Origin of the sequence: Enterococcus sp., from assembly GCF_022711995.1 — a bacterium.
GTDB lineage: Bacteria > Bacillota > Bacilli > Lactobacillales > Enterococcaceae > Enterococcus_D.
This window is the reverse complement of record NZ_JALAHI010000105.1, coordinates 12,974-38,610: the sequence shown is the minus strand read 5'-3', so window position 1 is coordinate 38,610 and position 25,637 is coordinate 12,974. Positions and strand designations below refer to the sequence as shown.

The 25,637-nt window shown below is 38.2% G+C and carries 22 protein-coding genes and 1 other annotated feature; all 22 genes read left to right on the top strand.

Going from position 1 to position 25,637, the window contains the following annotated elements:
- Positions 1-201: 201 nt before the first annotated feature.
- The 22 genes from nox to Q0A12_RS10205 all read left to right on the top strand — a co-directional run bounded on the left by nox (position 202) and on the right by Q0A12_RS10205 (position 25,554).
- Complete coding sequence (gene nox / locus Q0A12_RS10310; protein WP_291292562.1) at positions 202-1,536, top strand: H2O-forming NADH oxidase; 1,335 nt, start codon at positions 202-204, stop codon at positions 1,534-1,536.
- A 188-nt stretch (positions 1,537-1,724) separates the two neighbouring features.
- Positions 1,725-1,845 (top strand) — a sequence feature (ribosomal protein L20 leader region).
- 47 nt (positions 1,846-1,892) lie between these two features.
- Positions 1,893-2,414 (top strand): translation initiation factor IF-3, encoded by a 522-nt coding sequence (gene infC / locus Q0A12_RS10305; protein ID WP_003128645.1) that lies wholly within the window; start codon positions 1,893-1,895, stop codon positions 2,412-2,414.
- 60 nt (positions 2,415-2,474) lie between these two features.
- Positions 2,475-2,675, top strand: coding sequence for a 50S ribosomal protein L35 (gene rpmI / locus Q0A12_RS10300; RefSeq protein WP_003128650.1), 201 nt, complete (start codon positions 2,475-2,477; stop codon positions 2,673-2,675).
- 62 nt (positions 2,676-2,737) lie between these two features.
- A complete protein-coding gene (rplT, locus tag Q0A12_RS10295; RefSeq protein WP_003128653.1) occupies positions 2,738-3,097 on the top strand; it encodes a 50S ribosomal protein L20 in 360 nt (119 codons plus the stop codon).
- A gap of 262 nt (positions 3,098-3,359) precedes the next feature.
- Positions 3,360-6,167 carry a sigma-54-dependent transcriptional regulator gene (locus Q0A12_RS10290; protein ID WP_291292561.1) on the top strand — a complete coding sequence of 936 codons (2,808 nt, stop codon included), beginning with the start codon at positions 3,360-3,362 and terminating at the stop codon, positions 6,165-6,167.
- 171 nt (positions 6,168-6,338) lie between these two features.
- Positions 6,339-6,743, top strand: coding sequence for a PTS sugar transporter subunit IIA (locus tag Q0A12_RS10285; RefSeq protein WP_291292560.1), 405 nt, complete (start codon positions 6,339-6,341; stop codon positions 6,741-6,743).
- 16 nt (positions 6,744-6,759) lie between these two features.
- A complete protein-coding gene (locus tag Q0A12_RS10280; protein ID WP_156248055.1) occupies positions 6,760-7,257 on the top strand; it encodes a PTS sugar transporter subunit IIB in 498 nt (165 codons plus the stop codon).
- 25 nt (positions 7,258-7,282) lie between these two features.
- Complete coding sequence (locus tag Q0A12_RS10275) at positions 7,283-8,032, top strand: PTS sugar transporter subunit IIC (protein WP_156248056.1); 750 nt, start codon at positions 7,283-7,285, stop codon at positions 8,030-8,032.
- Complete coding sequence (locus Q0A12_RS10270) at positions 8,032-8,868, top strand: PTS system mannose/fructose/sorbose family transporter subunit IID (RefSeq protein WP_156248057.1); 837 nt, start codon at positions 8,032-8,034, stop codon at positions 8,866-8,868. Before Q0A12_RS10275 ends, Q0A12_RS10270 begins: the two co-directional genes overlap by 1 nt.
- Before the next feature lie 186 nt (positions 8,869-9,054).
- Entirely contained in the window at positions 9,055-10,155 is a 1,101-nt protein-coding gene (locus Q0A12_RS10265) for a DgaE family pyridoxal phosphate-dependent ammonia lyase (RefSeq protein ID WP_291292559.1), read from the top strand.
- A gap of 11 nt (positions 10,156-10,166) precedes the next feature.
- Complete coding sequence (locus Q0A12_RS10260; RefSeq protein WP_291292558.1) at positions 10,167-10,919, top strand: KDGP aldolase family protein; 753 nt, start codon at positions 10,167-10,169, stop codon at positions 10,917-10,919.
- Positions 10,920-11,761: 842 nt separating this feature from the next.
- Positions 11,762-12,373, top strand: a complete 612-nt coding sequence (locus Q0A12_RS10255) for a YitT family protein (RefSeq protein WP_291292557.1) — start codon at positions 11,762-11,764, stop codon at positions 12,371-12,373.
- Positions 12,374-12,402: 29 nt separating this feature from the next.
- Positions 12,403-13,413 (top strand): LacI family DNA-binding transcriptional regulator, encoded by a 1,011-nt coding sequence (locus tag Q0A12_RS10250; protein ID WP_291292556.1) that lies wholly within the window; start codon positions 12,403-12,405, stop codon positions 13,411-13,413.
- A gap of 152 nt (positions 13,414-13,565) precedes the next feature.
- On the top strand, positions 13,566-14,906 hold the full coding sequence (locus Q0A12_RS10245) for an ABC transporter substrate-binding protein (protein WP_291292555.1): 1,341 nt from the start codon (positions 13,566-13,568) through the stop codon (positions 14,904-14,906).
- A gap of 188 nt (positions 14,907-15,094) precedes the next feature.
- Positions 15,095-15,982: a sugar ABC transporter permease gene (locus tag Q0A12_RS10240; protein ID WP_291292554.1), complete on the top strand. Its 888-nt coding sequence runs from the start codon at positions 15,095-15,097 to the stop codon at positions 15,980-15,982.
- On the top strand, positions 15,972-16,796 hold the full coding sequence (locus Q0A12_RS10235; RefSeq protein WP_291292553.1) for a carbohydrate ABC transporter permease: 825 nt from the start codon (positions 15,972-15,974) through the stop codon (positions 16,794-16,796). Before Q0A12_RS10240 ends, Q0A12_RS10235 begins: the two co-directional genes overlap by 11 nt.
- A gap of 24 nt (positions 16,797-16,820) precedes the next feature.
- Positions 16,821-18,587, top strand: coding sequence for a beta-galactosidase family protein (locus Q0A12_RS10230; RefSeq protein WP_291292552.1), 1,767 nt, complete (start codon positions 16,821-16,823; stop codon positions 18,585-18,587).
- Between the two features lie 4 nt (positions 18,588-18,591).
- On the top strand, positions 18,592-20,529 hold the full coding sequence (locus tag Q0A12_RS10225; RefSeq protein WP_291292551.1) for a heparinase II/III family protein: 1,938 nt from the start codon (positions 18,592-18,594) through the stop codon (positions 20,527-20,529).
- Positions 20,530-20,549: 20 nt separating this feature from the next.
- A complete protein-coding gene (locus Q0A12_RS10220) occupies positions 20,550-21,680 on the top strand; it encodes a glycoside hydrolase family 88 protein (RefSeq protein WP_291292550.1) in 1,131 nt (376 codons plus the stop codon).
- Between the two features lie 11 nt (positions 21,681-21,691).
- Positions 21,692-22,528, top strand: coding sequence for an MBL fold metallo-hydrolase (locus tag Q0A12_RS10215; RefSeq protein WP_291292549.1), 837 nt, complete (start codon positions 21,692-21,694; stop codon positions 22,526-22,528).
- An 866-nt stretch (positions 22,529-23,394) separates the two neighbouring features.
- A complete protein-coding gene (locus tag Q0A12_RS10210; RefSeq protein WP_291292548.1) occupies positions 23,395-23,775 on the top strand; it encodes a hypothetical protein in 381 nt (126 codons plus the stop codon).
- Positions 23,776-24,045: 270 nt separating this feature from the next.
- Complete coding sequence (locus Q0A12_RS10205) at positions 24,046-25,554, top strand: helix-turn-helix domain-containing protein (protein WP_291292547.1); 1,509 nt, start codon at positions 24,046-24,048, stop codon at positions 25,552-25,554.
- Positions 25,555-25,637: the final 83 nt, after the last annotated feature.

The following is a 25,637-nucleotide window of genomic DNA, read 5'->3' as shown; positions in this document are numbered from 1 at the left end:
TGCTCGAAATAAATATGTTTCATTTCACAAACTTTAAATATATTTTAAACGGTTGGTAAAGAATAACAACAATATTGATGAATAATTTGGCAAGAACCAGTAAAAACTGTCATTTTTTTAACGGTTTGCGAAAATCTTGATAGTTTTTAATTTCACAATGTAGCTATAATGAAACCATAAACAAAAGGAGGAATTTTTTCCATGACAAAAACAGTGATTATTGGTGCGAACCATGCAGGAATTGCCGCTGCAAATACCTTGTTAGACAATTACCAAGATCAAGAAGTAGTAATGATCGACCGGAATACAAACCTTAGTTACCTTGGTTGTGGGACGGCATTGTGGGTTGGACGTCAAATCGATTCTTACGAAGGCTTATTTTATACAAAACGGGAAGATTTCGAGGCAAAGGGAGCAACAATCTATATGGAAACAACGGTTGACCATATCGATTTTGAAAATAAAACGGTTCATGCAGTCACAAAAGAGGGTGAAGAGGTAGTAGAAACTTACGATAAGCTGATTTTGGCAACAGGTTCTGTACCAATATCACCAAACGTACCTGGACGGGATTTAGCCAACATCCATTTCTTGAAACGATTCCAAGATGGGCAATCCGTCGATCATGAATTAGCTGCAGAAGGCGTGAAAAATGTTGCAGTCATCGGTGCTGGTTACATCGGTGTTGAAATTGCAGAAGCAGCAAAACGTCGTGGCAAAAATGTTCTCCTGTTCGACGCTGCCAATCGCTCATTGCCAAATTACTATGACAAATGGTTCACGGATGACATGGATCAAAATTTAGCAGAGAATGGGATCGAGTTGCATTTTGGCGAATTAGCTCGAGAATACAAAGGAACCGACAAAGTAGAAGCAGTGGTAACGGACAACGGGGAGTACCCAGTTGATCTTGTAATCAATGCGATCGGCTTTTTACCAAATAATACATTAGGAAAAGACCATTTAGAATTATTTACGAACGGTGCGTACCTTGTAGACCGTCACCAACAAACAAGTGATCCAGATGTTTTCGCTGTGGGAGACTGTGCAACAGTTTACTCGAATGCATTGCAGCAAACCACCTATATCGCTTTAGCAACCAATGCTGTTCGCTCAGGGATCGTAGCAGGCCATAACATTGGCGGTACATCATTGGAATCAACTGGGGTCCAAGGATCAAATGGTATCTCCATCTTTGGCTACAACATGGTTTCCACTGGACTTTCGGTGGAAGCAGCGGAACGCAACGGCGTGAAAGTGAGCTATTCAGATTATGAAGATACACAGAAGCCTGGCTTCATGAAAGAAAACGATACTGTAAAAATCCGGATCGTTTACGAAACAGAATCACGTCGCGTGGTTGGTGCCCAAATGGCTTCACGTACTTCAGAAATCGCAATGGGCATCCATATGTTCTCATTGGCGATTGAAGAAGGTGTAACCATCGATAAGATGAAACTCCTAGATATCTTCTTCTTGCCGCACTTCAATCAACCATACAACTACATCACGATGGCTGCATTGAAAGCTGAATAAAAGTAGCTGAAAAAGCTGTGACAGTCTTGTCACAGCTTTTTTTGGGACAAACAGTGTATGAGACACAGCTTCTTCGGAAAACAGTCGAGATTTCCTGTAGATCCCCAGTTCTACTACAACCTTTTTTTGAAACAATCATGAAAATCATTGACAATCTGCCAAAAAACTTGTATACTATAAGAGTTGAGAAATTAAAGTAGAAGCACCCGCTTCTCGCCTAAGTGACTGTATCGCTGGGCAGAATAGGATTCCTACATTTTTGTATGGGGTACGTGCGGGTTCGTGAAGAACTCGTTTTTTTATTGTCTGATTTCGAATCGACAAGCTTTTCTTTCTCTCAAAAAACTCGGAGGTGAATGACCATAGCAAAGGATATGATGGTAAACGACGGCATTCGTGCACGTGAATTGCGTTTGATTGATCAAAACGGCGAACAACTTGGTGTAAAGAGTAAAGCTGAAGCATTGCAAATTGCAGAACGAGCAAACCTTGATGTGGTATTGGTGGCACCAAATGCAAAACCACCAGTAGCAAGAATTATGGATTACGGAAAATATCGTTTTGAGCAACAGAAGAAAGACCGTGAAGCTCGTAAAAAACAAAAAGTAATCAACATTAAAGAGGTTCGTTTAAGTCCAACGATTGACGTCAATGATTTCAACACAAAGTTGCGTAATGCACGTAAATTCCTTGAAAAAGGGGACAAAGTAAAAGCTTCGATCCGTTTCAAAGGCCGTGCCATTACCCATAAAGAGATTGGTCAGAAAGTGTTGGATCGTTTGGCTGAAGAAACAGCTGATTTAGCATCCGTTGAACAAAAACCCAAAATGGATGGACGCAGCATGTTCTTAGTATTATCGCCAAAAAATGATAAATAATGACTCACTGAGTTTCAGTTTAAAGTCAGATAACGAAAGATTTTGAGGAGGAAATTAGTTATGCCAAAACAAAAAACACACCGCGGATTAGCAAAACGCGTAAAACGTACTGGCGGCGGCGGATTGAAACGCTTCCGTGCATTTACTAGCCACCGTTTCCACGGTAAAACAAAAAAACAACGTCGTCAATTGCGTAAAGCTTCTATGGTTTCAGCTGGCGATTACAAACGTATCCGTCAACAATTAGCACGCATGAAATAATTGCGTCCCAAGGCTTTACAAATTCAAACAACTATCGATTTTCATATTAGGAGGAATTATACATGGCACGTGTTAAAGGTGGAACAGTAACTCGTAAACGTCGTAAAAAAGTGCTAAAATTAGCAAAAGGTTACTACGGTTCTAAACACACTTTATTTAAAACAGCAAAAGAACAAGTAATGAATTCATACAACTACGCATACCGCGATCGTCGTCAAAAGAAACGCGACTTCCGCAAATTGTGGATCGCTCGTATCAACGCAGCGGCTCGTATGAATGGCTTAAGCTACTCAAAATTGATGCACGGTTTGAAATTAGCTGAAATCGACATCAACCGCAAAATGTTAGCTGACTTGGCTGTAAACGATGCAACAGCATTTACTGCATTGGCTGACCAAGCAAAAGACGCTTTAAACAAATAATCTAACGTTGTTCTACAACGCTCGAACCCGCTAAGTGAGCGGGTTTTTTTGGTTTATTCAACATTTTCGCAACAATAGTAAAAAAATTAGTAGATTTGTTTTTTTATAATTGAGTCCATCCGTGTTATAAAGCATCTGCCTACTACAGAAATCGATTCTTTGGGAAGTACCGAAAGGGGAGTGCTGGCCTAATCTTATGCCTACTTGACACGCTATTAATCCCAAGTATAATACCTTTAGTAGGTGAGAGAGGTGAATCGGTATGCAACGTATCGAAAAAATAGAAATGATTCTCGCGGAACAAACAAAGAAACAATTAACAACAGGAGAGTTAACAGGAGTCACTGCCAAAGAGATCAGTGATTTGTTAGCGCTTGCGCGAAATGCTGTAAGTGAAGATTTAAATAAATTATTGAACATGAAAAAAGCAATTCGGATAAAAAGTCGTCCCGTATTGTTTTTTAGTAAAATAGAACTAGAAAATGAAAAAAGTTACTTTTTCAAAGAACAACTAACATTTAAAACTTTGGCTGAATTTGAGCAAGTGATGGAAGAACAACATTTGGCTGATTCAGTGATGGAAGAAGATTTCTCAGAGATCATCGGATATAAAGGTAGTTTAAAAGATCAAATCGAAAAGCTAAAAGCAGCGGTACTGTATCCGCCCTATGGATTGAATATCTTACTTGGCGGGGAATCGGGTGTCGGAAAGACATTGCTGGCTGAATCGCTGCACAAGTATTATGAAAAATTTACGAATCGAAAAACGCCGTTTGTTTATTTTAATTGCTCAGAGTATTACAATAACCCAGAATTGTTGACTTCTCATCTTTTTGGCTATCAAAAAGGGAGCTTTACGGGGGCAATCGAGGATAAGGCGGGCCTAATTGAACATGCCGACCAAGGCTTTTTATTTCTAGACGAAGTTCATCGTCTATCCAATGAAGGACAGGAAAAGCTGTTTACTTTATTAGATAAAGGTTACTTTTCTAGAATGGGTGAGGCAAATACGAAAAGAACGGTGAACGTTCGCTTTATTTTTGCGACTACCGAAGATTTTTCGCAAACGTTTTTGAAAACTTTTCTTCGTCGTATACCAGTAGCGTTAATATTACCAACAATCAAGGAACGTCCTATTCAAGAAAAAATTGAGCTAGTTGTTAATTTCTTTCAAAATGAAAGTCATAAAATAAAAAAAGATATTACGATTAACTATCAGGTCATTGAACAATTGGTATTTAAAAAATACCAAGGAAATATTGGTGAAATGAAATCAGAAATTCAATTTATTTGCGCGCAGGGTTATTTGAAACAGCTCGAGAAACAAGCAAGTGAATTAGTGATCGATTCATCCCTCCTATTGAATGAAGAACCTTTTGAAAAAGACGCCAAGGACCAGATTGCCTTAAAAGAATTACTAGCTGGTGAGAGTCTCAAAATTAAAGCCAATAACCGCTCCTCTGTTAGTCGCTATTTTACTGCAAGAGACAAAATCAATGATGCTTTTTATGATTTCCTGCTTAAAGAGTTTTCCAATTTAAAGAATAGCAATATTCCGCAAAAAGAAGTAACTGCGATTTTACAGAAAAAAATCGATCAACTATTTGATATGCGTTTGTTTGAACCAATGAACAAGGCGCAACCACTGAGGAAAATCGACGAAAGCTTTGAGAAAAAGATTGCTGAAGTAACGACATTTATTCAGGAGTTAACCGGTCTCACGCTCCCTAAAAATTTAATTGATGTACTAGCCAATCACATTTACTCAACTTTGCTTTTTATGGATATTCCAAATGATGATTTTTATTTGTATTCTAGTCAATTAATGCTTGGACGACTTGAAAATTATGACATCTCTCAACGTATCGTTGAAAAAGTATCTGAACTGTTCTCTGTTCAATTACCTAAAACGGAGATAACTTATTTTGGACTATTGCTAAGAAAGCTGAAACAAGCCGACAGCCAATATCGACGGAATGATGATTGTGGCGTGATCGTAGTTGCCCATGGATCGACGACCGCTACTAGTATGGCAGAATATGCTAATGTTTTGTTTTCCAGCAATCTTTTAAAGGCAGTCAATATGCCGATCCATCAGACCGTTGAAGAAACTTTGGAAAAGGTGAAAAGCATCATCCGTGTGAACAAGTATAAACGCTTACTATTGCTTGTGGATATCGGTTCTTTAGTTTACTTTGGGAATTTGATCAGTGAAGAATTCGGAATTGAAGTGTTGCTGATTAAAAATATCAACCTTTTAACATTATTGGAAGTTTCTAGAGAAGTCATTTATGAATCAACCGAATTTGATTACTTACTTCCCGTGTTGAATGAAAAAGGACACCTATCCTCTCTTTGCAAACAAGGACATTTCTTTGATTCTAAGGTGCTGATCATTTCGTGTATGACTGGTTTAGGAACCGCCTTAAAAATCGAGAAGTTGATCGTTGATGTCTTTCAAGAAGAAGTATTAGAAAATATTCGGATTCTTACCTTAGACAATAGTGAGGTTCAAGATATTGATCGTATTCACCGACACATACAAGGGGATGAAAAATTAGTTGGGATCGTTGGAACCTTTCAAACGGAGATACCTGATGTTCCGTTCATTCCCTTAGAAGAATTATTCTCTGAAAAAGGCGTAGAGAGATTGTTACTTGTATTTGGCTACGATATGTCAGACGAAAAAAATCGAATCTTAAAAGAAAAAATTGCTAAACGATATGTGCATGGCTTAACATTAAAGGCAATTATCAATCATATCACAGTTCTTAACCCGCAACGTTTGTCCATTGAAGTAAGTCAAGTGTATGATGACCTCTGCCGACAATTGAAGATTGATAGTGATGAAAAAACGATGTTACGCTTTTTGATTCATACTTGTTGTACTGTAGAGCGTTTAGTAATTAATAATGAGTACAATACAGCGGAATATAATCTGTCTTATAAAGATATTCCAGATGAGGCATCTGTCATAAAAATGGCTTTCCGTTCATTGGAAGTGTCATACAATATCCAATTTTCTCCCCTTGAAATCAAATATATCTATGAATTGCTCTATTGCAGTTAATTAGTAAAAAGTTCGTAACCCTAAGATAATCCTAGGGTTTCGAGCTTTTTTTGTTGATGACAAATTTTTTGGCACACTCTTTGCTTTATAGATGAGTGAAAACAACTGGCAAAGCGATTACTCTTTGGAAGGAGTAGCACTTTTGTCAAGTGATGATAAGGAGATGAATACATGGAAAAGGAACCCATCATTATACTGACCCATGGTGGTTGGGGAGAAGGCCTTTTGAAAAGTATCAAAATGATTGTCGGTGAAATAGAAAACATTCATGAAGTAGTTCTACATCCAGAGGATAATTTACAAGAATATATTGAACGTGTAGAAAATCAGCTGAAAGAGATTACATGGACGGAAAAACTTCTTGTATTGACTGACATTAAGGGAGGTACCACAAGCAATGTGGCGCTAAGACTTTCCAGAGATTATGATATTTTAGCGCTTTCGGGGCTAAATTCAGCTATGCTTTTAGATGCAGTCATGAAACAAGCTGCACCTTATACTGAACAGACTGGATTAGAAATTTTACAAGCCTCACTCGATAACTGTCAAATTTTAAAATTACCAACCAACAAATAGATAGGAGAAATAAAACATGGCAAATATAGTATTAACAAGAGTGGATAGTCGATTGATTCATGGACAAGTCGTAACAAAATGGTTACAACAATCGGCTGCCGATGAAATTTTTGTAGTAAGTGATGAACTAGAAAAAGATGAATTCTTGCAAAGTATTTATATCATGGCAGCACCTCCAGGAGTTGAAGTGAAGATTTATGGAGTTGAATCAGCTAAAAAATATTGGCAAGAGGAAGCTGCATCAAGTAATGCAAAGGTTCTTTTTCTTGTTCCAGATCTTCAAACATTGTCTGAAATGGTGGAAGCTCAAGTCATTACGAAAGATATCCAAATTGGTGGACTTGGCGGTGGTGCAGAACGGAAAAATGTTCTGAAAAATATCAACCTATCTGAAAATGATGTGATGATTCTTGATCGCTTTTTGGCAAAGGGATTAAATGTATTTTTCCAAGCAATTCCAGAAGACAATCCTATGCCAATAGAAAAATTAATAGAAAAATATCATTCATTGTAAAAATAAAAAAGAGGAAGTGACAAATATGGGTGTTTTAGGTGTTTCAATTACAATGGGCATATATTATTGGTTCGCGCGACTTCGGTTTGGATATACATTCTCAGGAATGTTATCGCAACCATTATGTGCTGCAATGATCGCAGGTATTGCTACTGGAAAAATCTCTGAAGCAATGATAATAGGAGCAGGGATTCAATTGGTTTATTTAGGTGTGACCTCAACGCCAGGAGGAAATGTACCTAGTGATCCCGCATTGGCATCAGCCATTGCGATACCAATTGCATTAGGTGTAGGAATGAATGCAGAAGCAGCTGTTGCCTTGGCAGTACCTTTTGGTGTCTTAGGTGTTTTTATGGATCAGATCAGAAGAACGGTCAATGCGACGTTTGTTCATATGGCTGATAAGTATGCGGATAATTTGAACTATAAAGGAATTTATCGTGCGGCATTTTTATATCCAGCTTTAGTAGGTTTCTTACTACGCTTTCCATTAGTTTTTGCAGGGAACTTTTTTGGTAAATCTGTCGTGACGACATTATTAGATATTATTCCAGAGAAGTTGATGCATGGGTTTGAAGTAATGGGCGGACTTTTGCCAGCATTAGGGTTTGCTTTGACAATCATGGTTATCGGGAAAAAGACGTTAATCCCATATTTCTTAATTGGTTTTGTAGCCGTAATGTATTTTGGGGCCGAAGTTATGGCAGTTGCAGTCATAGGAGCTTGTGTGGCCTTCTTAGTGAGAAATAATGCGCTGAAAGAGGGGGAAGCATAATGGATAAAGCAACAGATTTGAATAAAAAGAAACTAACGAAAAAAGATATTAGTAAAACATTTTGGATTTATCAATTGGGTTGTGAGTTGTCTAATTCTTATGAACGGTTACAAAGTTTGATTTTTTGTGCATCCATGATTCCAGCGATAAAAAGATTATATGCAGATAATGAAGAGGAACAAAAAGAAGCATTAAAAAGACATTTGGCTTTTTTTAACACAGAAGGAACGATTGGTGCTTCTATTCAAGGAATTTCTTTAGCAATGGAGGAAGAACGCGCCAATGGAGCAGATATTGGTGACTCTGCTATTACATCGATTAAGACAGGTCTGATGGGTCCGTTAGCTGGTATTGGTGATTCAATCGTTTGGGCTGCTATTATGCCATTGATTATTTCCATTTTTATTCCGATCGCCAAAAATGGTAGCATTATGGGAGGGGTAGGTCCCTTAGTAATTTATACAGTTCTGACTATGTACATTAGCTGGGGATTGATCAATAAATCTTATACGCTAGGACGAAACTCTATCATGGCGTTGTTGAAAGATGGCAAAATCAAGCAAGTGATTTATGGAGCAAATGTTTTGGGGATGATGATGATGGGCGCATTATCGGCTAGCTATGTGAACATCTCAAGTCCAATGAAATTTCATGTTTCCGGTGGTGCGACTATTGTTGTACAGGATATTTTAGATCAAGTAATGAAAGGCGTATTGCCTTTAGCTGCTGTTTTCTTGATTTATTTTTACATGGTAAAAAAAGGACCACGCTATGGCGTGATCATTGGAACAATTGTTCTTGTGAGCATCATTTGTTCATTCCTAGGTTTGTTATAAAATAGGTAAGAATCATCCTTACACTTTGAGAACTAGACAGAGAGATCAGTGATGTGGATTCTTGCATCACTGATCAAAATTTAGCTTCTGACAAAGGGTGCTATGCCCTTTATTCTGAAGAAAGACATGTCTGTGCTTTACTGTGAAGTGGAGAGATAATTTGTTTAATGAAGGTGGGCTAGTAATATGGATAGCTATGAGAAGTTTAATTTAAAAGAAGTCATTAATGCCTCAGGGCGAATGACGATTCTAGGTGTATCTAAAGTTTCAAACAATGTCTTGGCGGCTCAAAAATTTGGCGGAGAACATTTTTTTGAAATGAGTGAGCTAAGTATTCAAACGGGCGCTTATTTAGCTAAGCTACTACACGTGGAAGATGCCCAAGTTGTTGCTTCTGCTTCTGCCGGTATTGCCCAAAGTGTGGCTGCTCTGATTGGCAAGGGCTCTTTGTATCACGCATATCATCCCTATACACCCTCAATCACTAAGCGAGAGATTGTTATGCCAAAAGGTCATAACGTTGACTATGGGACGCCGGTTGAAGTGATGGTGACGCAAGGTGGTGGGCAAGTGGTTGAAGCTGGTTATGCCAATATGTGTTCACCAGAACATCTTGAAATGACGATTACAGAGCAAACAGCTGCACTTTTATATATCAAGAGCCACCATACAGTACAAAAAAGTATGTTGACGGTAGAGGAAGCAGCGGAGGTCGCAAATAGACATCAGTTGCCACTTATTGTAGATGCCGCAGCTGAGGAAGACTTGTTTAAATATATAGAAGCTGGCGCAAGTCTAGTGATCTACAGTGGAGCAAAAGCGATTGAAGGTCCTAGTGCCGGTTTAGTGATTGGAAAAAAAGACTATATCAACTGGATCAGACTCCAAGGAAAAGGTATCGGTCGTGCAATGAAAATCGGAAAAGATAATATTTTAGGCTTTACTCAAGCAGTAGAGGACTATGTGCGAAATGGTAGTGAAGATGGAGAATCCATGAAAAGCCGGTTAGCCCCTTTTATTCGTGAGTTGGATGAGATACCTAATGTCACTGCAAAGATGGTACAGGACGGAGCAGGCCGAGACATCTATAGAGCGAGTGTGCAGATTTCAGGACCCAAATCGGCTAAAGAAGTTATTAAGGAACTAAAAGAAAAAAATCCAGCTATCTATACAAGAGAATACCAAGCCAATAACGGTATCATTGAGTTTGATATTCGTTCTGTCAATCAAGCTGAAATGAAAAAAATTGTTGCTCGCTTGAGCGAGATTATGAATGAAAAATTTTAGGAGTGAAGAAGATGGTTTTAACCCCGAACTATTTAGAAGATCGAATTTGTCTAAATGTATTAGCTAATTCAGTTGAGAATGCCAAGGCATGTTATGAAGCTGCAGAAGGGCATGTAATCTTGGGTGTTCTATCTAAGAATTACTCAAGTGACAAAGCAGCAATTGAAGATATGAGAAAGTATGCAGCAGTCACGAATAATGCGTTATCTGTTGGGCTAGGTGCAGGCGATCCTAACCAAAGTCAAATGGTCAGTCGGATCTCAGCAGAATTACAGCCGCAACATATCAATCAGGTTTTTACCGGAGTGGGAACATCGCGCGCACTATTAGGTCAAGATGAAACCATTATTAATGGTCTAGTTTCACCGACAGGCAAAGTAGGCGTCGTCAATATAGCAACCGGTCCTTTGAGTTCGCAAGCACCTGTTGGAGAAGTCCCGATTGAAACAGCGATTAAATTACTAAAAGACATGGGTGGAAGTTCGATCAAGTATTTTCCAATGAATGGATTGGCTCATATTGAAGAATATAAAGCAATTGCTGAAGCTTGCGCCAAACATGAGTTTTATTTAGAACCAACAGGTGGTATTGATTTAGAAAATTTTGAAGAAATCGTACAAATTGCTGTTGATGCGGGTGTTAAGAAAATCATTCCGCATGTGTACAGTTCGATTATTGATAAAGAAACTGGTGATACTAAACCGGAAGCAGTAAAAGAATTGTTAACTATGATGAAGAACACGTTGAAAAAAACCAATAAGTAAAAACATATCCTTCATTGATTTTGAAACTATCATCTATAAGATGCTATCGATCAGTGTGTATCAAGTTGTCTAATAGAGGATGAGGGATAAGGAGAAAAGATGGCTAGCGATGAATCCTTTGAGCGGATTGACGTTTGTAAAAATGTGAAGAGTTAACTCATAGATATAATCGCTTGTTTAGCCTGCTGAAACACATACCATTCACTTTCCTTGATACCTAAAACTATCAAACTATCTGTTGACCCAAAAAGTATGCTCAAATAGTCTAGGATATACACGGTGCTTTACAACAATCAAACCCGCTCAGTGAGCGGGTTTTTGGCTCTTTAACGTTTAGTGCGGATAGAGGAACACAACCGGGACTTATGTAAAATCAGTTAGGAGTGATAACCTCTCAACTTAGTAGATATTAGAAATTTTTTTTCTAAACTACTCTGTTGGGAGTTTTTTTTGTCAAATATTGGTGGGAGTTTTCGACGCAAACGATAGGCAAAGCGCTATTATCAAAATAAATACGCAAGGAAAGCCAATTTCAGATTTAAAATGTAACTACTACCTATTAATCCTGTTTGTAGTATACGAAAACCTAATTGTAGAAATCTGGAATAAGACTCTGACTTCAGAACATTCATTTCCCTTGAAAATAGAAAAAATTGGTCCCTTTTTCTATTTAGAATGGATAGAAAAGTGAAGGATGCTTAGGAAGGTGATTAAATAGATCCAATAGCAAACTTTTTATTTTGTTCACTGGAAATTCACTAAACTAATTGTCAAACCCCCTCGATTAATGGTATATTAAACTACAATGAAATCGGATTCCTATATGAAGAGGAGGCTGTGTAATGAGTAAAGTAATCATCACTGATACAACAGTGGATGAGACAAAGAATGTTATGAAAATCATTATAGGAAATGTATTGATGGGGTTTGCTTATGCAAAATGGATGAAGACGAATGGCATTATTAATGGTGGTGTTACCAGTATGGCTATGATCGTTGAAAAGGTGACAAGCATACCGATCGTCTATTTAACCTCTGGGATCACGCTGCTTTTATTAGTTTTTTGTTGGTTATTTTTAGGAAAAGCCAATTTTTTCAAGTCTATCGTCAGTAGTATTTGCTATAACATATTCTTTGCTCTTTTTTATTATATGGATATCAATTTTCAAGTGAATTTAGGCATCGACTTTTTACTTGCCAGCATTTTTATTGCAATAGGATATTATTGTTGTATTTCCGCAAATGCTTCGACTGTGGGGATGGATGTGATCGCTTTGGCAATCAACAAAAGACATCCTGAATTTAACATTGCTCGAGGCATCCGTTATATCAATTTTATGGTACTGGCTTTAGGATTTTTAACCTATGGAATAAAATCCGTTATTATCGGCTTTTTATTCAGCTTGGTCAACTCATACATGTTAGATTTTTTATTGAAAAAGACGAAAGTATAATTTTAACAGAGAGAAAATGAGGTGTTCATATGGCAACAATCAAAGATATAGCAGATTTAGCTGGTGTGTCTAAAACGACTGTTTCAAGGGTGTTGAATTTTGATCAAACTCTTTCTGTTAGTGATGAAACTAGAAAGCGAATTTTTGAAGCAGCGGAAAAACTTGAATATACGAAATATAAGCGGAACCGAGTGATTGACAAAGGAAAAATCGCGATCGTTCAATGGATGACTGAAAAGGATGAATTGGATGATGTCTATTATCTTTCGCTTAGAATGAGTGCTGAGAAGAAGATTTTAGATGAAGGGTATGAAATCCTTCGTTATTTTCGCAATGATGAAATGATTTTCGATGATGACATCATCGGTATCATTTCAATTGGCGAATGCTCACCGGAACAGCAGCAATCTTTGATCGATTTCACGGATAATCTAGTCTTTGTGGGGATGGATATTCTTTCTGCAAAATATGACTCTGTTTCACTAGATTTTGATCAAGCGGTCAGCAGTGTAGTCAATTTTTTTGTTGAAACGGGGCATAGGAATATTGGCTTTATCGGGGGGCTTGATTACGGTAAAACATTACCCAATCATCCTATTGGTAAGGATACGCGGACCATCGCATTTGAAAAATATACTCGGATCCAAGGGGTATACAATCCAGAAAATGTTTTTCAGCACTCTTTCGATGTTGAGAGTGGCTACGAAATGATGACAAAAGCTATCGAAAAACTTGCGGATAATCTACCTACTGCTTTTTTTACCGCAAATGATCCGTTAGCGGTAGGGGCTTTAAGGGCCTTATTGGAAAATGGAATCAAAGTACCGGAAAGAGTTTCATTGATTGGCTTTAATGATACTAGCATAGCGAAGCATGTATTTCCGACCCTTAGCTCAGTTAGGATTCATACGGAAATTATGGGGGAAGTAAGTGTTGAATTGTTACTTGAACGCTTAGAAACGGAGCGAAAAGTAGCAAAAAAAGTGATCATTGCGACGGAATTAAGTTTGCGAGGAAGTACCGATAATGAAAAGAAGTAAGAGGCTGTGACAAGCGCTTTGTCACGGCTTCTTTTTTTGTTTAAAAATATTCAGTAAACAAATTAAAAAAGTTCAGTGAACTTATTGACCTTTTGTTTACTTTCGTGTATTCTATGTATTGAAAAAAGCGTTTACAATATGGAGGGGAAAATATGAAGTTCAGAAAAATGTTGTGCGGTACGTTAGGCTTATTGGCAGTCGTTAGTTTGGCAGCTTGTGGTGGAGGCGATTCTAAGTCTGAATCGAAAACGGATTCAGCAAAAGATTTAGCAAAAGAGGCACGGGTAGAAAAGGCGAGCATTGAAGTGTATGTTCCTCAAGGGAAAAATACGGATTATTTACAAAAATCGATTGAGCTCTATAACAAGAAGTATAGCACTGAATTAGAATTGAACCCGGTAGATGTGGCACCTGCAATTCCAATGGTGCAAAAAGTAACACCAAAGCTAGTCGCTAACGAAAAAATGCCAGATTTGATTTTTTTACAAGACAGCAATGCCGGCTCTGTTTTTGACAAATTTGAAGATCTTTTTTATTCGGCAGAAGATTTTGGATTTGTGAAAGATTATGGTAAAGACTTTTATTCAGCAAAAATGAATATGTTAAGTAATATTGCCCCATCGAAAAAAGTTTACGGGTTTCCCAATGACTGGGGAAATGCCTCTATGTTTTATAACGAGGAAGCTTTTAAAACAGCTGGTGTAGATATGACACAAATCAAAACATGGGATGAATTGATTGAAGCTGGTAAAAAATTAAAAGAAAAAACTGGCAAAAATCTATTATTTATGAGAGATACTGGTGAGTTGGACTTGGTCAAGTATCTAACAGAACAGCAAGGCGTTTCATTGTTTGATAAAGACGGAAATTTGAATCTCTTAGATCCAGCAGTAAAACATTCTTATGAAATCATAAAAAAATTACAAGATGAAGATTTAGTTGCATATGGTAACTCAAAGGACTATACAGTGATCGGTCAAGACTGCGGGATTATTCTTGCTGGTGGCTGGTTGGCTTCTTACCAAGCAGGTGACTATCCCGATGATGAAGGAAAATGGAGAATTGGAGCGATTCCAGCAGTTGATGAAGGCAATAATTATTCTCCAATGAGTGGTGGCTCTAGTTATTACGTTCCAAAAAATTCGGAGAACGCATTGGCTGCACTACAATTTATTACTTTTGCATTAACAGATAAAGAAGCGTTAGATGCTTATATGGAATTAAGCGGATTGCCTGCGAATACAACAGCTTATACAAGTGAAGTTGCTCAGAAGGAATTTCCTTATTATGGCAATCAAAAAATCTTATTGACACTTGATGAAATCAGCCAAAACAGTATTGAAGGATATGCGTTCCCTTATTCAGCTGATTTAGACAACTATATTGAAGCCGCTAGTTACGATATCAAAAATAACGGTGTTTCGGTTGATGATGCATTGAAGAAACAAGCTGATGATTTTGCTTCAAAATATGGCGTCAAAGTGAACGAATAATTTTTAAAGGGGTTATTCTACAACGCTAACCAATGACTGTAGGAATCCACGTACAATGATTCTGATTTCTAGCAGGTCCTACAGTTCATGACGATCAACTGCTTTCAGACGTAGAGGTAGTTGAAAGTTATCGCGTTGTTTTGAGTGATAGAATAACCCCGATTTTAAAATTGAAAAGGGGTATCCATATGGAATTTCGTAAAAAGAGAGGGATTACAAATTATTCCCGCACAGCCTACATTATGTTGCTGCCATTTCTTCTTCTTTTTATCGTTACATTACTTATTCCAGCCATCATGTCATTGGGATTTAGTTTTTCGAAAGTATCGACAGCAATTGAATTTATTGGCTTGGACAACTTTATTGCCATTTTTAAAGATCCATTATTTTTTAAATCCTATTTCAATGTTTTCATTTTTATGATTTTTTCCATACCAATCACAATCTTCTTAGCACTGATTTTTTCTGTATTGTTGAATAAACCAACGATTAAAGGGAAAGGTTTTTTTCGTACCGTGTATTACTTACCAGCTATTACTTCGATCGTCGCTGTTTCTTCAGTGTTTTTGACCTTTTACAACCCCACTGGATTATTTAACTCAGTTTTGTCGACGATTGGATTGGCGCCAATTCCTTGGCTGACCGATCCCTTTTGGGCTAGGGTCTCGATCATTATTATTTCGGTCTGGTTGAACGTGGGGTATTACACCGTTTTATTTTTAGCTGGCTTGCAAAATATATCCACTGAAATCTATGAAAGTGCGGATATTGATGGGGCAAACAGCCTACAAAAGTTTTTTAAGATTACGATTCCACTATTGAAGCCAGTTGTTTTGATGGGAATGATTTTATCTACTATTAACGGTCTAGGTGCATTTGAAGTACCGAACATTCTATTTAAAAATGGATTTGGTCCAGAATCTTCTGCTGTAACTGTCGGTGTCAATTTATATAAGACGAGTTTCGAAATGGTCGATTTTGGTAAAGCCTCTGCGATTGCATGGACAATGGTAATCATTGCGGCCATTCTATCCATCATCCAATTTATTGTAGGGGGAAAAAACAATGAAGCGTAAGTTGAACCCATTACTTATTTACTGTGTACTCTTGATTGGATTAGTAATTTTTGCATTACCTTATGTATACATGCTGATTGCTTCTACTCAATCCAATGATGTCATTTTAGGCGAAAAAATAAATTTCACGATTGGACCTCATTTTTTGAGAAACATCAAAGAAGTCCAAGAAAAGTATGATTACATCCGCGTACTGATCAATTCGGGCATCATAACTTTTGTTGGTACAGCCGTTTCCACTTTTATCACGACATTAGCGGGATATGTAATGGCGAAATACCGCTTTAAGGGAAGTAAGCTAATTTTTAATCTAGTCATGATCTCCCGCATGATTCCCGGGTTCGCGACATTGATCCCTACTTTCTATATTTTAAGTAAGTTTGGTCTGACAAATACGTTTGCCGGTGTCATTATTCCTAGTGTGGCCTCCACAACTTCCGTGTTTATGATGCGACAATATGCACAGCAGTTTCCTAATGAATTAATGGAAGCATCGAGAATTGACGGCGCAAGTGAGTGGACGATCTTTTGGAAAGTCGCGGTGCCGGTCTTAACACCTAGCATCATTACGACTGCTTTACTTACCTTCATGGGCTATTGGAATTCCTACTTGATTCCATTGATCGTACTGTCGGACTCCAAGAAATTTACGGTGCCGTTGATTATCCAAAATATGACCCAAAACAATTATGACCCATTGAATTATGGCGCATTGATGGCAATTTTGGCAACATCAGTAATACCAATCGTTTTGCTATATATGTTTTTACAATCAAAATTCAAGTCAAATGGGCTAGATTCAGCGATTAAATAGGTGCTTTTTAGGAGGAACAATGGAATGAAGTTTGAAATCAAAGAGGAATTTTATCTAGATGATCAGCCGCTAAAATTAATTTCTGGCGCTGTCCATTATTTTAGAATTCCGCCAACACAATGGGAACATACATTGCGTAATCTGCAAGCGATGGGCTGTAATTGTGTTGAAACATATGTGCCGTGGAATTTGCACGAACCAAAAAAAGGAGTATTTGATTTTGAGGGGATGGCAGATGTAACAACATTTTTGGATATAGCTGAAAAATTAGGGTTATTTACAATTGTTCGTCCAAGTCCTTATATCTGTGGTGAATGGGATTTCGGTGGATTGCCTGCTTGGTTGTTAAGCGATAGTAAGATGCGGATCCGTAGTCAATATCCTGGTTATTTAAAAGCAATAACGGAGTATTATGAACAACTTTTGCCGAAATTGGTTCCATATCAATTTACCCATGGAGGCCATTTATTGATGGTGCAGGTGGAAAATGAGTATGGCTCCTATGGTGAAGACAAAGAGTATCTGAGATTCTTAGTGAAAGAGCTTCGGAAATATCTCACGGTTCCTTTATTCACTTCTGATGGAGGTTGGCGAGAAGTACTGGAAGCTGGCACTCTTCCAGAAGAAGACATTTTAGCTACTGCTAATTTTGGTTCTGATGCCAACGAGAACTTTGCTTGGCTAAAACGTTATCAAGAAAAAAACAACTTGATTGCACCGCTTATGTGTATGGAATTTTGGGACGGTTGGTTCAATTCTTGGCAGAAAAAAATCATTCGCAGGGATCCACAGGAAACGGCTGAAGAAGTTCGCGAGGTAATAAAACGGGGCAGCATCAATTTTTATATGTTTCAAGGTGGCACGAATTATGGATTTTATAATGGCTCTTCGGATGCAGGCGTTCGGAATGAACCGCAGATCACTTCATACGATTATGATGCACCATTGACAGAATGGGGGGCGCCTACCGAAAAATATTTCGCCATTCAAAAAGTGATTCAAGAAGAAATTCCTACAGCGCAAATATCTGAACCACTCTATCCCCAATTAGTTAGTTTGGGAATTTTTCCAATTCAAGAAAGCGTCGGATTATTTTCTGTTCTCGACGAAATCAGCAGTCCAATCAGCAATGATTACACATTACCGATGGAATATTTGGGACAGAATTTTGGCTACACTCTTTACCGTAGTCAATTAATGGAAAAGCGGCGGATAGAAAAATTGAAAGTCATCGATGGATTGGATCGTATCCAGTTTTTTGTGAATCAATCTAGAGTAGCAACCCAATATCAAGACACGATCGGCGAAGAAATTACTTTTGACCTAACTGAAGAACAAAATGAATTGAGTTTGCTGGTTGAAAACATGGGGAGAAACAATTACGGTCCTAAGCTCGTGGCAGAAACCCAAAGAAAAGGGATTCGCAGTGGTGTGATGGAAGATATCCATTATATCAGTCAATGGGAACACTATTGCCTGGAATTTGAACCAGAACAAATCGCTAGAATCGATTTTTCTAAAGCAATGACACCAGATACACCGGCTTTTTATAAGGCAACAATTGTTTTAGACCAGGTGGGAAATACTTTCCTAGATTGTAGTAGCTTTGGTAAGGGCGTTGTTTTTGTAAATGGGCAAAATATGGGACGTTATTGGAATGAAGGACCAGTCAAAACCCTCTATATCCCAGATTATTTCTGGCAAAAGGGCGCGAATGAAGTCATCGTTTTTGAAACAGAAGGAATCCCGATTGATGAATTATGTTTCCGTCAATCACCAATTATGGAGTGAGCCAATGAATAGAAACTATGTAGGTTTTTTTAACTGTACCACAAAAGAGACGCTCCGTTCTTTTAAAGAGGAACTGCTGGAGTATCCAAAAGATTGTCAGGAATTGTTGATGCGAAGTCGACGTTTTGTCTCGGGAGAATACCTTTTTGACAATGAATGGGATATGGAGCGAACACATGAATCTGTTCATTGGCAGTTGGCGGAGATCCAATGGGGCGTTAGCCCAAACAATGATCCGGAATGGAATTATATGTTGAACCGTCATCGCTTTTTGGTAGATATCGGATTGGCCTATTTGCTGACGGAAGAAGAAAGTTACAAAAAGTATTTGGTCGATTTTCTACAAGCTTTTATGGATCATAACCCATTGAATGAACAGACAAAGAACTATAGTTGGCGAACGATAGATGTAGGTTTGCGGGTGATTCATTGGCTCAAATTACTTGAAATCCATCGTCATCTCTCACTGTTTACACCAGAATTTGTGCAACGAATGGAAGAAGAAATCAGCCATCATGCCAAGTATCTTTATGATCATCTTTCGATCGAACGAGGACAAAGTAATTGGCAAGTGTTGGAAATTGCTGGTTTGTATAGTATCAGTCTAGCCTATCCCGAATGGGCAGCAGCGAAGGACTGGCGAACGGCTAGTTTGTTTTATTTGGAAGAATCACTTGCACTTCAAGTGGAAGAAGATGGCATGCAGCGAGAACAATCGTTTATGTATCATAACGAAGTGTTGCTTTCTTTGTTGCAAATCATTCAATTAGCACAAAGAAATCAGCAAAAAATTCCGGCACCGATTATGGACTATGCCAAAAAGATGACGCAGGCAGCGGCATATTTTGTCAAACCTGACGGCAAGCAACCTGTCTATGGCGATAGCGATTTAGAAGACATGACGGGCCTTTTGCAGTATGCAGAGGGAATAGTAAGTCCTTCATCTTTTGCAAAAAAACGTCCCACTTTTTTTGCAAAGCAATCATTTGGTTATGGGGAATTTCCGTTAGAAAATAAGTTTTTATCTGTTTGTTCTGTACACCATTTCCAACAAGCCGGATTGATGATTGCTAAAACACCTAAAGATTATGTGTTGTTTAAATGCGGTCCATTGGGTGGGGGACATGGGCATGATGATTTGCTCCACCTATCCTATACCCATCAAGACAAAGATATTCTGATTGATTCTGGCCGTTATAGCTATGAAGTGTCTAAAGGTCGACTTGAGTATAAAGCGCCTTATGCCCACAATACAATCGTAGTGGATGAGCAGAATTTCAACTGTCATACAGATGCTTGGAACAGTGAAAAAGTCGCTTCGCCAATCAATCAGAAAATGCTGTCTCATTCAGATATTCACTTCTTTGAAGGGGGACATCTGGGCTATTTTGATTTATCAGATCCTGTCTATCTCAATCGAAAATTAGTCCATTTTCCAGAAGGATTTTGTTTGATCAGCGATAGTTACTTCTGCCATGAAGCGCATAATATCTGGACCTATTTTCATTTCAATTCGAATAACGTTCAACTGACTCAAAGAGGGCTGATACTCGAGGATCTAGACTTCGAATTGATCAGTCTGGATCAAGGAGTAAAAACAACCGTAGAAAAAACTGTTGTTTCACCAACGTATAATGAAACCAAGTCCATTTGTTGCGGTATTCTTAAAAAGGAAATTCATGGAACTGACACTAGTACCTATGTGCTTGCTCCAAGGGGACTTATCCAAAAGATTGAACAACTTCCGGTTTATGCAGAGGACCAAAAACAATCGTCAAATGTAGTAGAAGCGGTCAAATTTACTTTCAAAGAAGAACAGCAATTGGTTATTCTACAGCATCAAGAACCAACGATAGGAAGACGTGCTTATCGGGTAGAAGACAAATACTATTATGGTCGGATAATGGTAGTAAAAGATAATAAACGAATGGTTTTATATTGATGGGAGGTTCGATGTTCTATATGTTATCAAAAGCACGCATCGAAGAAGAAATAGAATATGTTTATCAAAAAATCATTGGTAATTTAACGACTTTTGAAACGTTAGTCCCAGCGGCTGTTTCAACTGACTATGTTTATCCGGCAGTCGAAAATGCTGATTGGACCGATGGTTTTTGGATCGGAATGTTACACTTGGCACAGTCTTATCGACCTGATGAACGCATTCAAAAAGTGATCACCAAACAGCTAGCTGTCTTTCGCAATCGTTTAGACAAAGAAATCGTCTTGAATCATCATGATATTGGTTTCTTGTATTCCTTATCCGCAGTAGCAGATTATCGTGAAAATAAGACGGCTTCGTCAAGAGAGCTGGCTTTGCGGGCAGCCAAAGTTCTGATGCGTCGGTACAATGAGAATGCGGGAATCTTTCAGGCTTGGGGAGATGTAACAGACAAAGAACAACAGGGAAGAATGATTATTGACTGCAATATGAATTTGCCTCTTTTGTATTTTGCTTCTAATGAAACGGGAGATCCAATGTATCGCAAAGCGGCAGAAAGTCATGTGAAGCTAGCACAAAAATATTTAATTCGAGAAGATTTTTCAACTTTTCATACTTATTACATGGATGTTGAAACGGGGAAACCGCGTTTTGGGGCGACTGCTCAAGGCTTTTCTGATGATTCTTGTTGGGCAAGAGGGCAGGCCTGGGGGATCTATGGCTTTCCTATTAGTTATACACATATCGGGGATGCCTCACTTTTGGAGGCTGCTTGTCACCTGGCTGATTATTATTTAGCACATTTGCCCGCAGACAAAATTGCCTATTGGGATCTGTTCTTTCAATCAGGAACAGAAGAACGGGATACATCGGCTTCTGCAATCACTGTATGTGGTTTGTTAGAATTAGCGAAACATCTACCGCTAACAGATGAGAGAAAACAGCGCTATGAAAAAGCTGCTGAAGAGATCATCATGGGATTAATGAAGAGTTATACAACAAGAGACTATCCAGAATCAAATGGGTTATTGGTTCAAGGTGTTTATTCTAAACCTGGTGGGAATGGCATAAACGAATGTACTACTTGGGGAGATTATTTTTATTTTGAAGCACTAACACGGTTGCATCGTAGTTGGTCAACTTACTGGTAGGAGGGAAAAGAATGAAACTACACTATTTAGGCACTGCAGCAGCAGAAAGAGTTCCTGCGATTTTTTGTCAGTGTCGTGTGTGTCAGTACGCCCGACAGTATGGGGGAAAGGACTTGCGGACCCAAACGCAGACATTAATAGATGATGGGGATTTGCTGATCGATTTTCCTGGTGACAGTTACCTGCATTTGCGTGAACACCAGCTAAACTTTAGTACTATTGAACACTTATTGATCACCCATTGGCATAGTGACCATTTGTATGCTGAAGATTTAGCATTCCGTATGAGCCCTTACGGAAATGATTTAGACAATAAATTGACTGTATACGGCAATGCGGAAGTTCATCGATTTTATGACCGGGCGTTTCAATTGGAAGGGATGACCGAAGAGGCACGAATCGAATTTCAAGAGCTAGCTCCTTTTGAATGCTATACGATCGGTCAATACACTGTGCATGCATTGCCTGCAGTCCATGGGAAAAAAGCGGGGGATTGTTTTATCTATGTGATTGAACGGGAAGGCAAACGCTTATTTTATACTCATGATACCGGCTTCCCTACGACAGATGTACTGGACTATTTAGAAGAACACCACTTGATGTTGGATGTGATTTCACTTGATTGTACAGGGCAAGGATTATCTGGGGGTGGTGGAATTCACATGAATGTAGAAGAGAATCTGCGATTAATTGCAGTCTTGAAAGAACGTTCCTTGTGCAATGAGGAAACACTGTTCATTGCCAATCATTTTTCGCATAATGGCGGCCTTACCTACCAAGAAATGAAAGCATTAGGAGAAAAGCATCAATTAATTACAGCCTACGATGGCATGATTATTGATGTCTAGTGTAAGAAATTCAATGAATCATTCTAAAAGAAAGAAGCTATGACAAACATTTTGTCGCAGCTTCTTTTTTCATAGGAAAGTAACATAAATCAAGAAATTAAACTCATGCAATTAGGCTCATTCAATTTGAGGGCGCTGAATTACTGGAGAAGCTGATCAAAGTGACAGGGGAGATATAAGTAGGAAACTTGTCGTTTTAGTGATTCGCTTTCCAAAAACCTAATTTATCAGGGAAATTTATGTGGAAAATCGTGAAATAAATGAAAATTTTTTATGTGAAACGTTCAATTTAGCAAAGGAGGTATTGCTAAAGTATGCATTATAAAAAAGAAGAACATCGCTCCTTTTTAGGTATCCATAGGTAACCAGACGAAAAAAGCAGTTTTTAAACAGCATTCTGTCAGTTCCATCAGCTAAAAATATTCAATAATGATAGTGAGCAGTTTTATTCCATGCAAAAGGACACGTCCATGACAGGAAGTGCTTTTTGCAGATTGAATGATCAGGGATTTCGCCATTCATTGGAGTTACTACGGCGGGTTTGCTTAGCAGTGCTGATTTTCTATCTAGGTAGGAAGGTGTCGGAACAGCCTAATTAAAAGGAATCAAAACGATCCTGCGAGGCTTACGGCTGATTCTTAGGAAGTAAGGGAATCTTTGAAAATAAGCAAAGGAAGCACTGTATTTTATTTTGTCACTTATACAATTTTGGGGAGAATTGGAAGTCACGAATAAACGAAACTCGCTTGAAAAAGGATCATTGGCACTAGCAATGCGCCAGGGAAAGAACTGTTGATTCAATAGGAATATATTTCAGGAGAAGGCTGTGGGGAAGGCTTTTTCCTGAAATGATTGGAGGAAATCAAATGGTGAGCCAAACATTTCAAATCAAAACAATTCATGAGTACTTAAATTATTTTATTGATAAAGTAAATGATCCGGTTTTTTCCATGAGCTTACCAAAAATAAAGGAAGAGATTTTGCAAAATTGTGGGGAATTGGAGCAGCAAATCAGCAGCATCAATAAAGACAATTTTTTTCAGTGTTGGGGGAACATCAATCGCCTAGAAGCTCAAATTTGGATATTGTTGGAGTTGAGTGAAGTGTCGGCAAAAAAAGGCAGAGTATTCACGGAAGAAGAGGTCGTGCTGACGGCACAAGAAGACTGTCAATCGTATTTTAAAGAGAAATGTGGCATGCGGCTGTTAGACGAAACCCCTCATTCTCTTCATTTTTCGATCCATTAGTTATTAAAGTTAGTCTTACTTATACCTATGGATCCATCCGCTTATTTGATTATCCTCCGAGGGAAATAGAAACCAAGCACTTTTTCCATCAGCGAATGAAAAAACGAGTACATTCAAGTGAATATTTTGAGAAGGTAGTAAAAAACTTTTTGCTTCTATATAAAAAAGTTTTTTACTGCCTTTTTAGTGGAAGAGCAAGGCGAATCAATTGAATCGCATAAAGTAAGATGATATATTCTAGGGTTTAACAACAAATAAGGGGGCTTTACTGTGCTAGATTCTTTTTTTAGAGGACAGGATCGGTTAGTGCAAAGTTTTTTTACGTTCTATTATCGCTCATATCAAAATACCTATACCTATAAAGAATTGGTCGATGAATTGAATATTTCTTATCCAGTTTTGAACAATGTCCTTGAGCAGGTAGAAGATATCCAGAAAGAGTATTCAGAGTTTTCCATACAGCGAGACAATAAAGAAATCAAGATGACTTTTTCGGAAAAATTTCTGTTGAATAAAATCCGAGTCAACTTAACGAAGTCGACCTTGTTATTCACTATTTGGGATGCGATTTTTTACCAAAAATTCAAATCGTTAGAAGCCTTTAGTCAAAGTCAGTATGTCAGTGGTCGGACAGTCCAACGGCAGATAGGTATCTTTGCCCCGATTTTAGATCAGTATAAGCTGGAGCTCAATCTGAAAAAGAGTGGCTACCTTGTGGGAGAAGAGTATCGAATCCGTTATTTTTTCCATAGTTTTTACTGGCATGTGTATGATGAAATCGAAAGCAACCGTCCCCCGATTGTTGAAAAAAGTGCTACAGAAGTGTATCAAAAATTGACTGATTATTTTCCATTTCTGCGCCATGCGGCAAAAGAGCGTTTTATCAATCTTTTGGCTGTTTCGGTTACGAGGATCAAGCAAGGTTACGAGATCCAAGCAATACCGGAAAGTGTCAGGAAATTTTACAATCCTTTTATGGATCAGCGAACCTTTGATTCGGAGATTTTGCTGCCTTTTTTTGAAGCGAATCTGATTTTTCAAAAAGATTTGTCGGATGAAGAACTGGTGTTTCTCTTTTTTATGTTTACCGTTGGTCAGAGTTATTCCCAAGAGTCCTTACAACACCTGCGTTTGCAGTCACCGATGTACTTGAACGATTACCGCGCGCTGATTGATGACTGGATTTCATTAATAGAAAAACAAATCCATTTTTCTTTTGGGCAAAATGAACGCAAACTGCTTTTCATTAATGCAACGTACATTTTTTCCTTTTTGCTGACATTTGGTTTCGGAAGTAAAATCGATTCCTTTGGTGATTACACCACATTGTCAGAGATCGAGAGACAGTATCATTATTGGTTCACGGTTTTAGAAAAGATCTCCTGCAATCTTGAAACAGAGAATCCCGAATGGTATCAGGTCTTAAATTCTAATTCCTTCAAATACTATGCGTCTCAGATTCTGTATTATATTTTATCTGACTATGATGCACCTGTCAGAGTGGCAGTTGAGTCAAAAAGTCGCGGCATTGAAGAGGAAATCCAAAAGCAAAAGCTAGTGCGGATGAGTCCCCGTCCGATCAATATCGTAGGGATCAGAGAAAATCCGGATGTGATCATTTCTGATTATGCCATTGATTTATCGAAGTATTTTTCCAAAGATGTTCCTTATCTTTTTCAGTGGGGAGAAAAACAATACTTGCCGGATTGGATCCGTGTGATCACGTTTATCGATAAGATCAGAGATGAAAAGTATTACCGTTTATTAGAAGAAGACTAGGTTGCTCTAAAAAAGCGTTGATTTAGATCGCAGAAAATAGATTATCAAATGCGCCTACAAAGAAAGATTCATTTTTAAGTCGT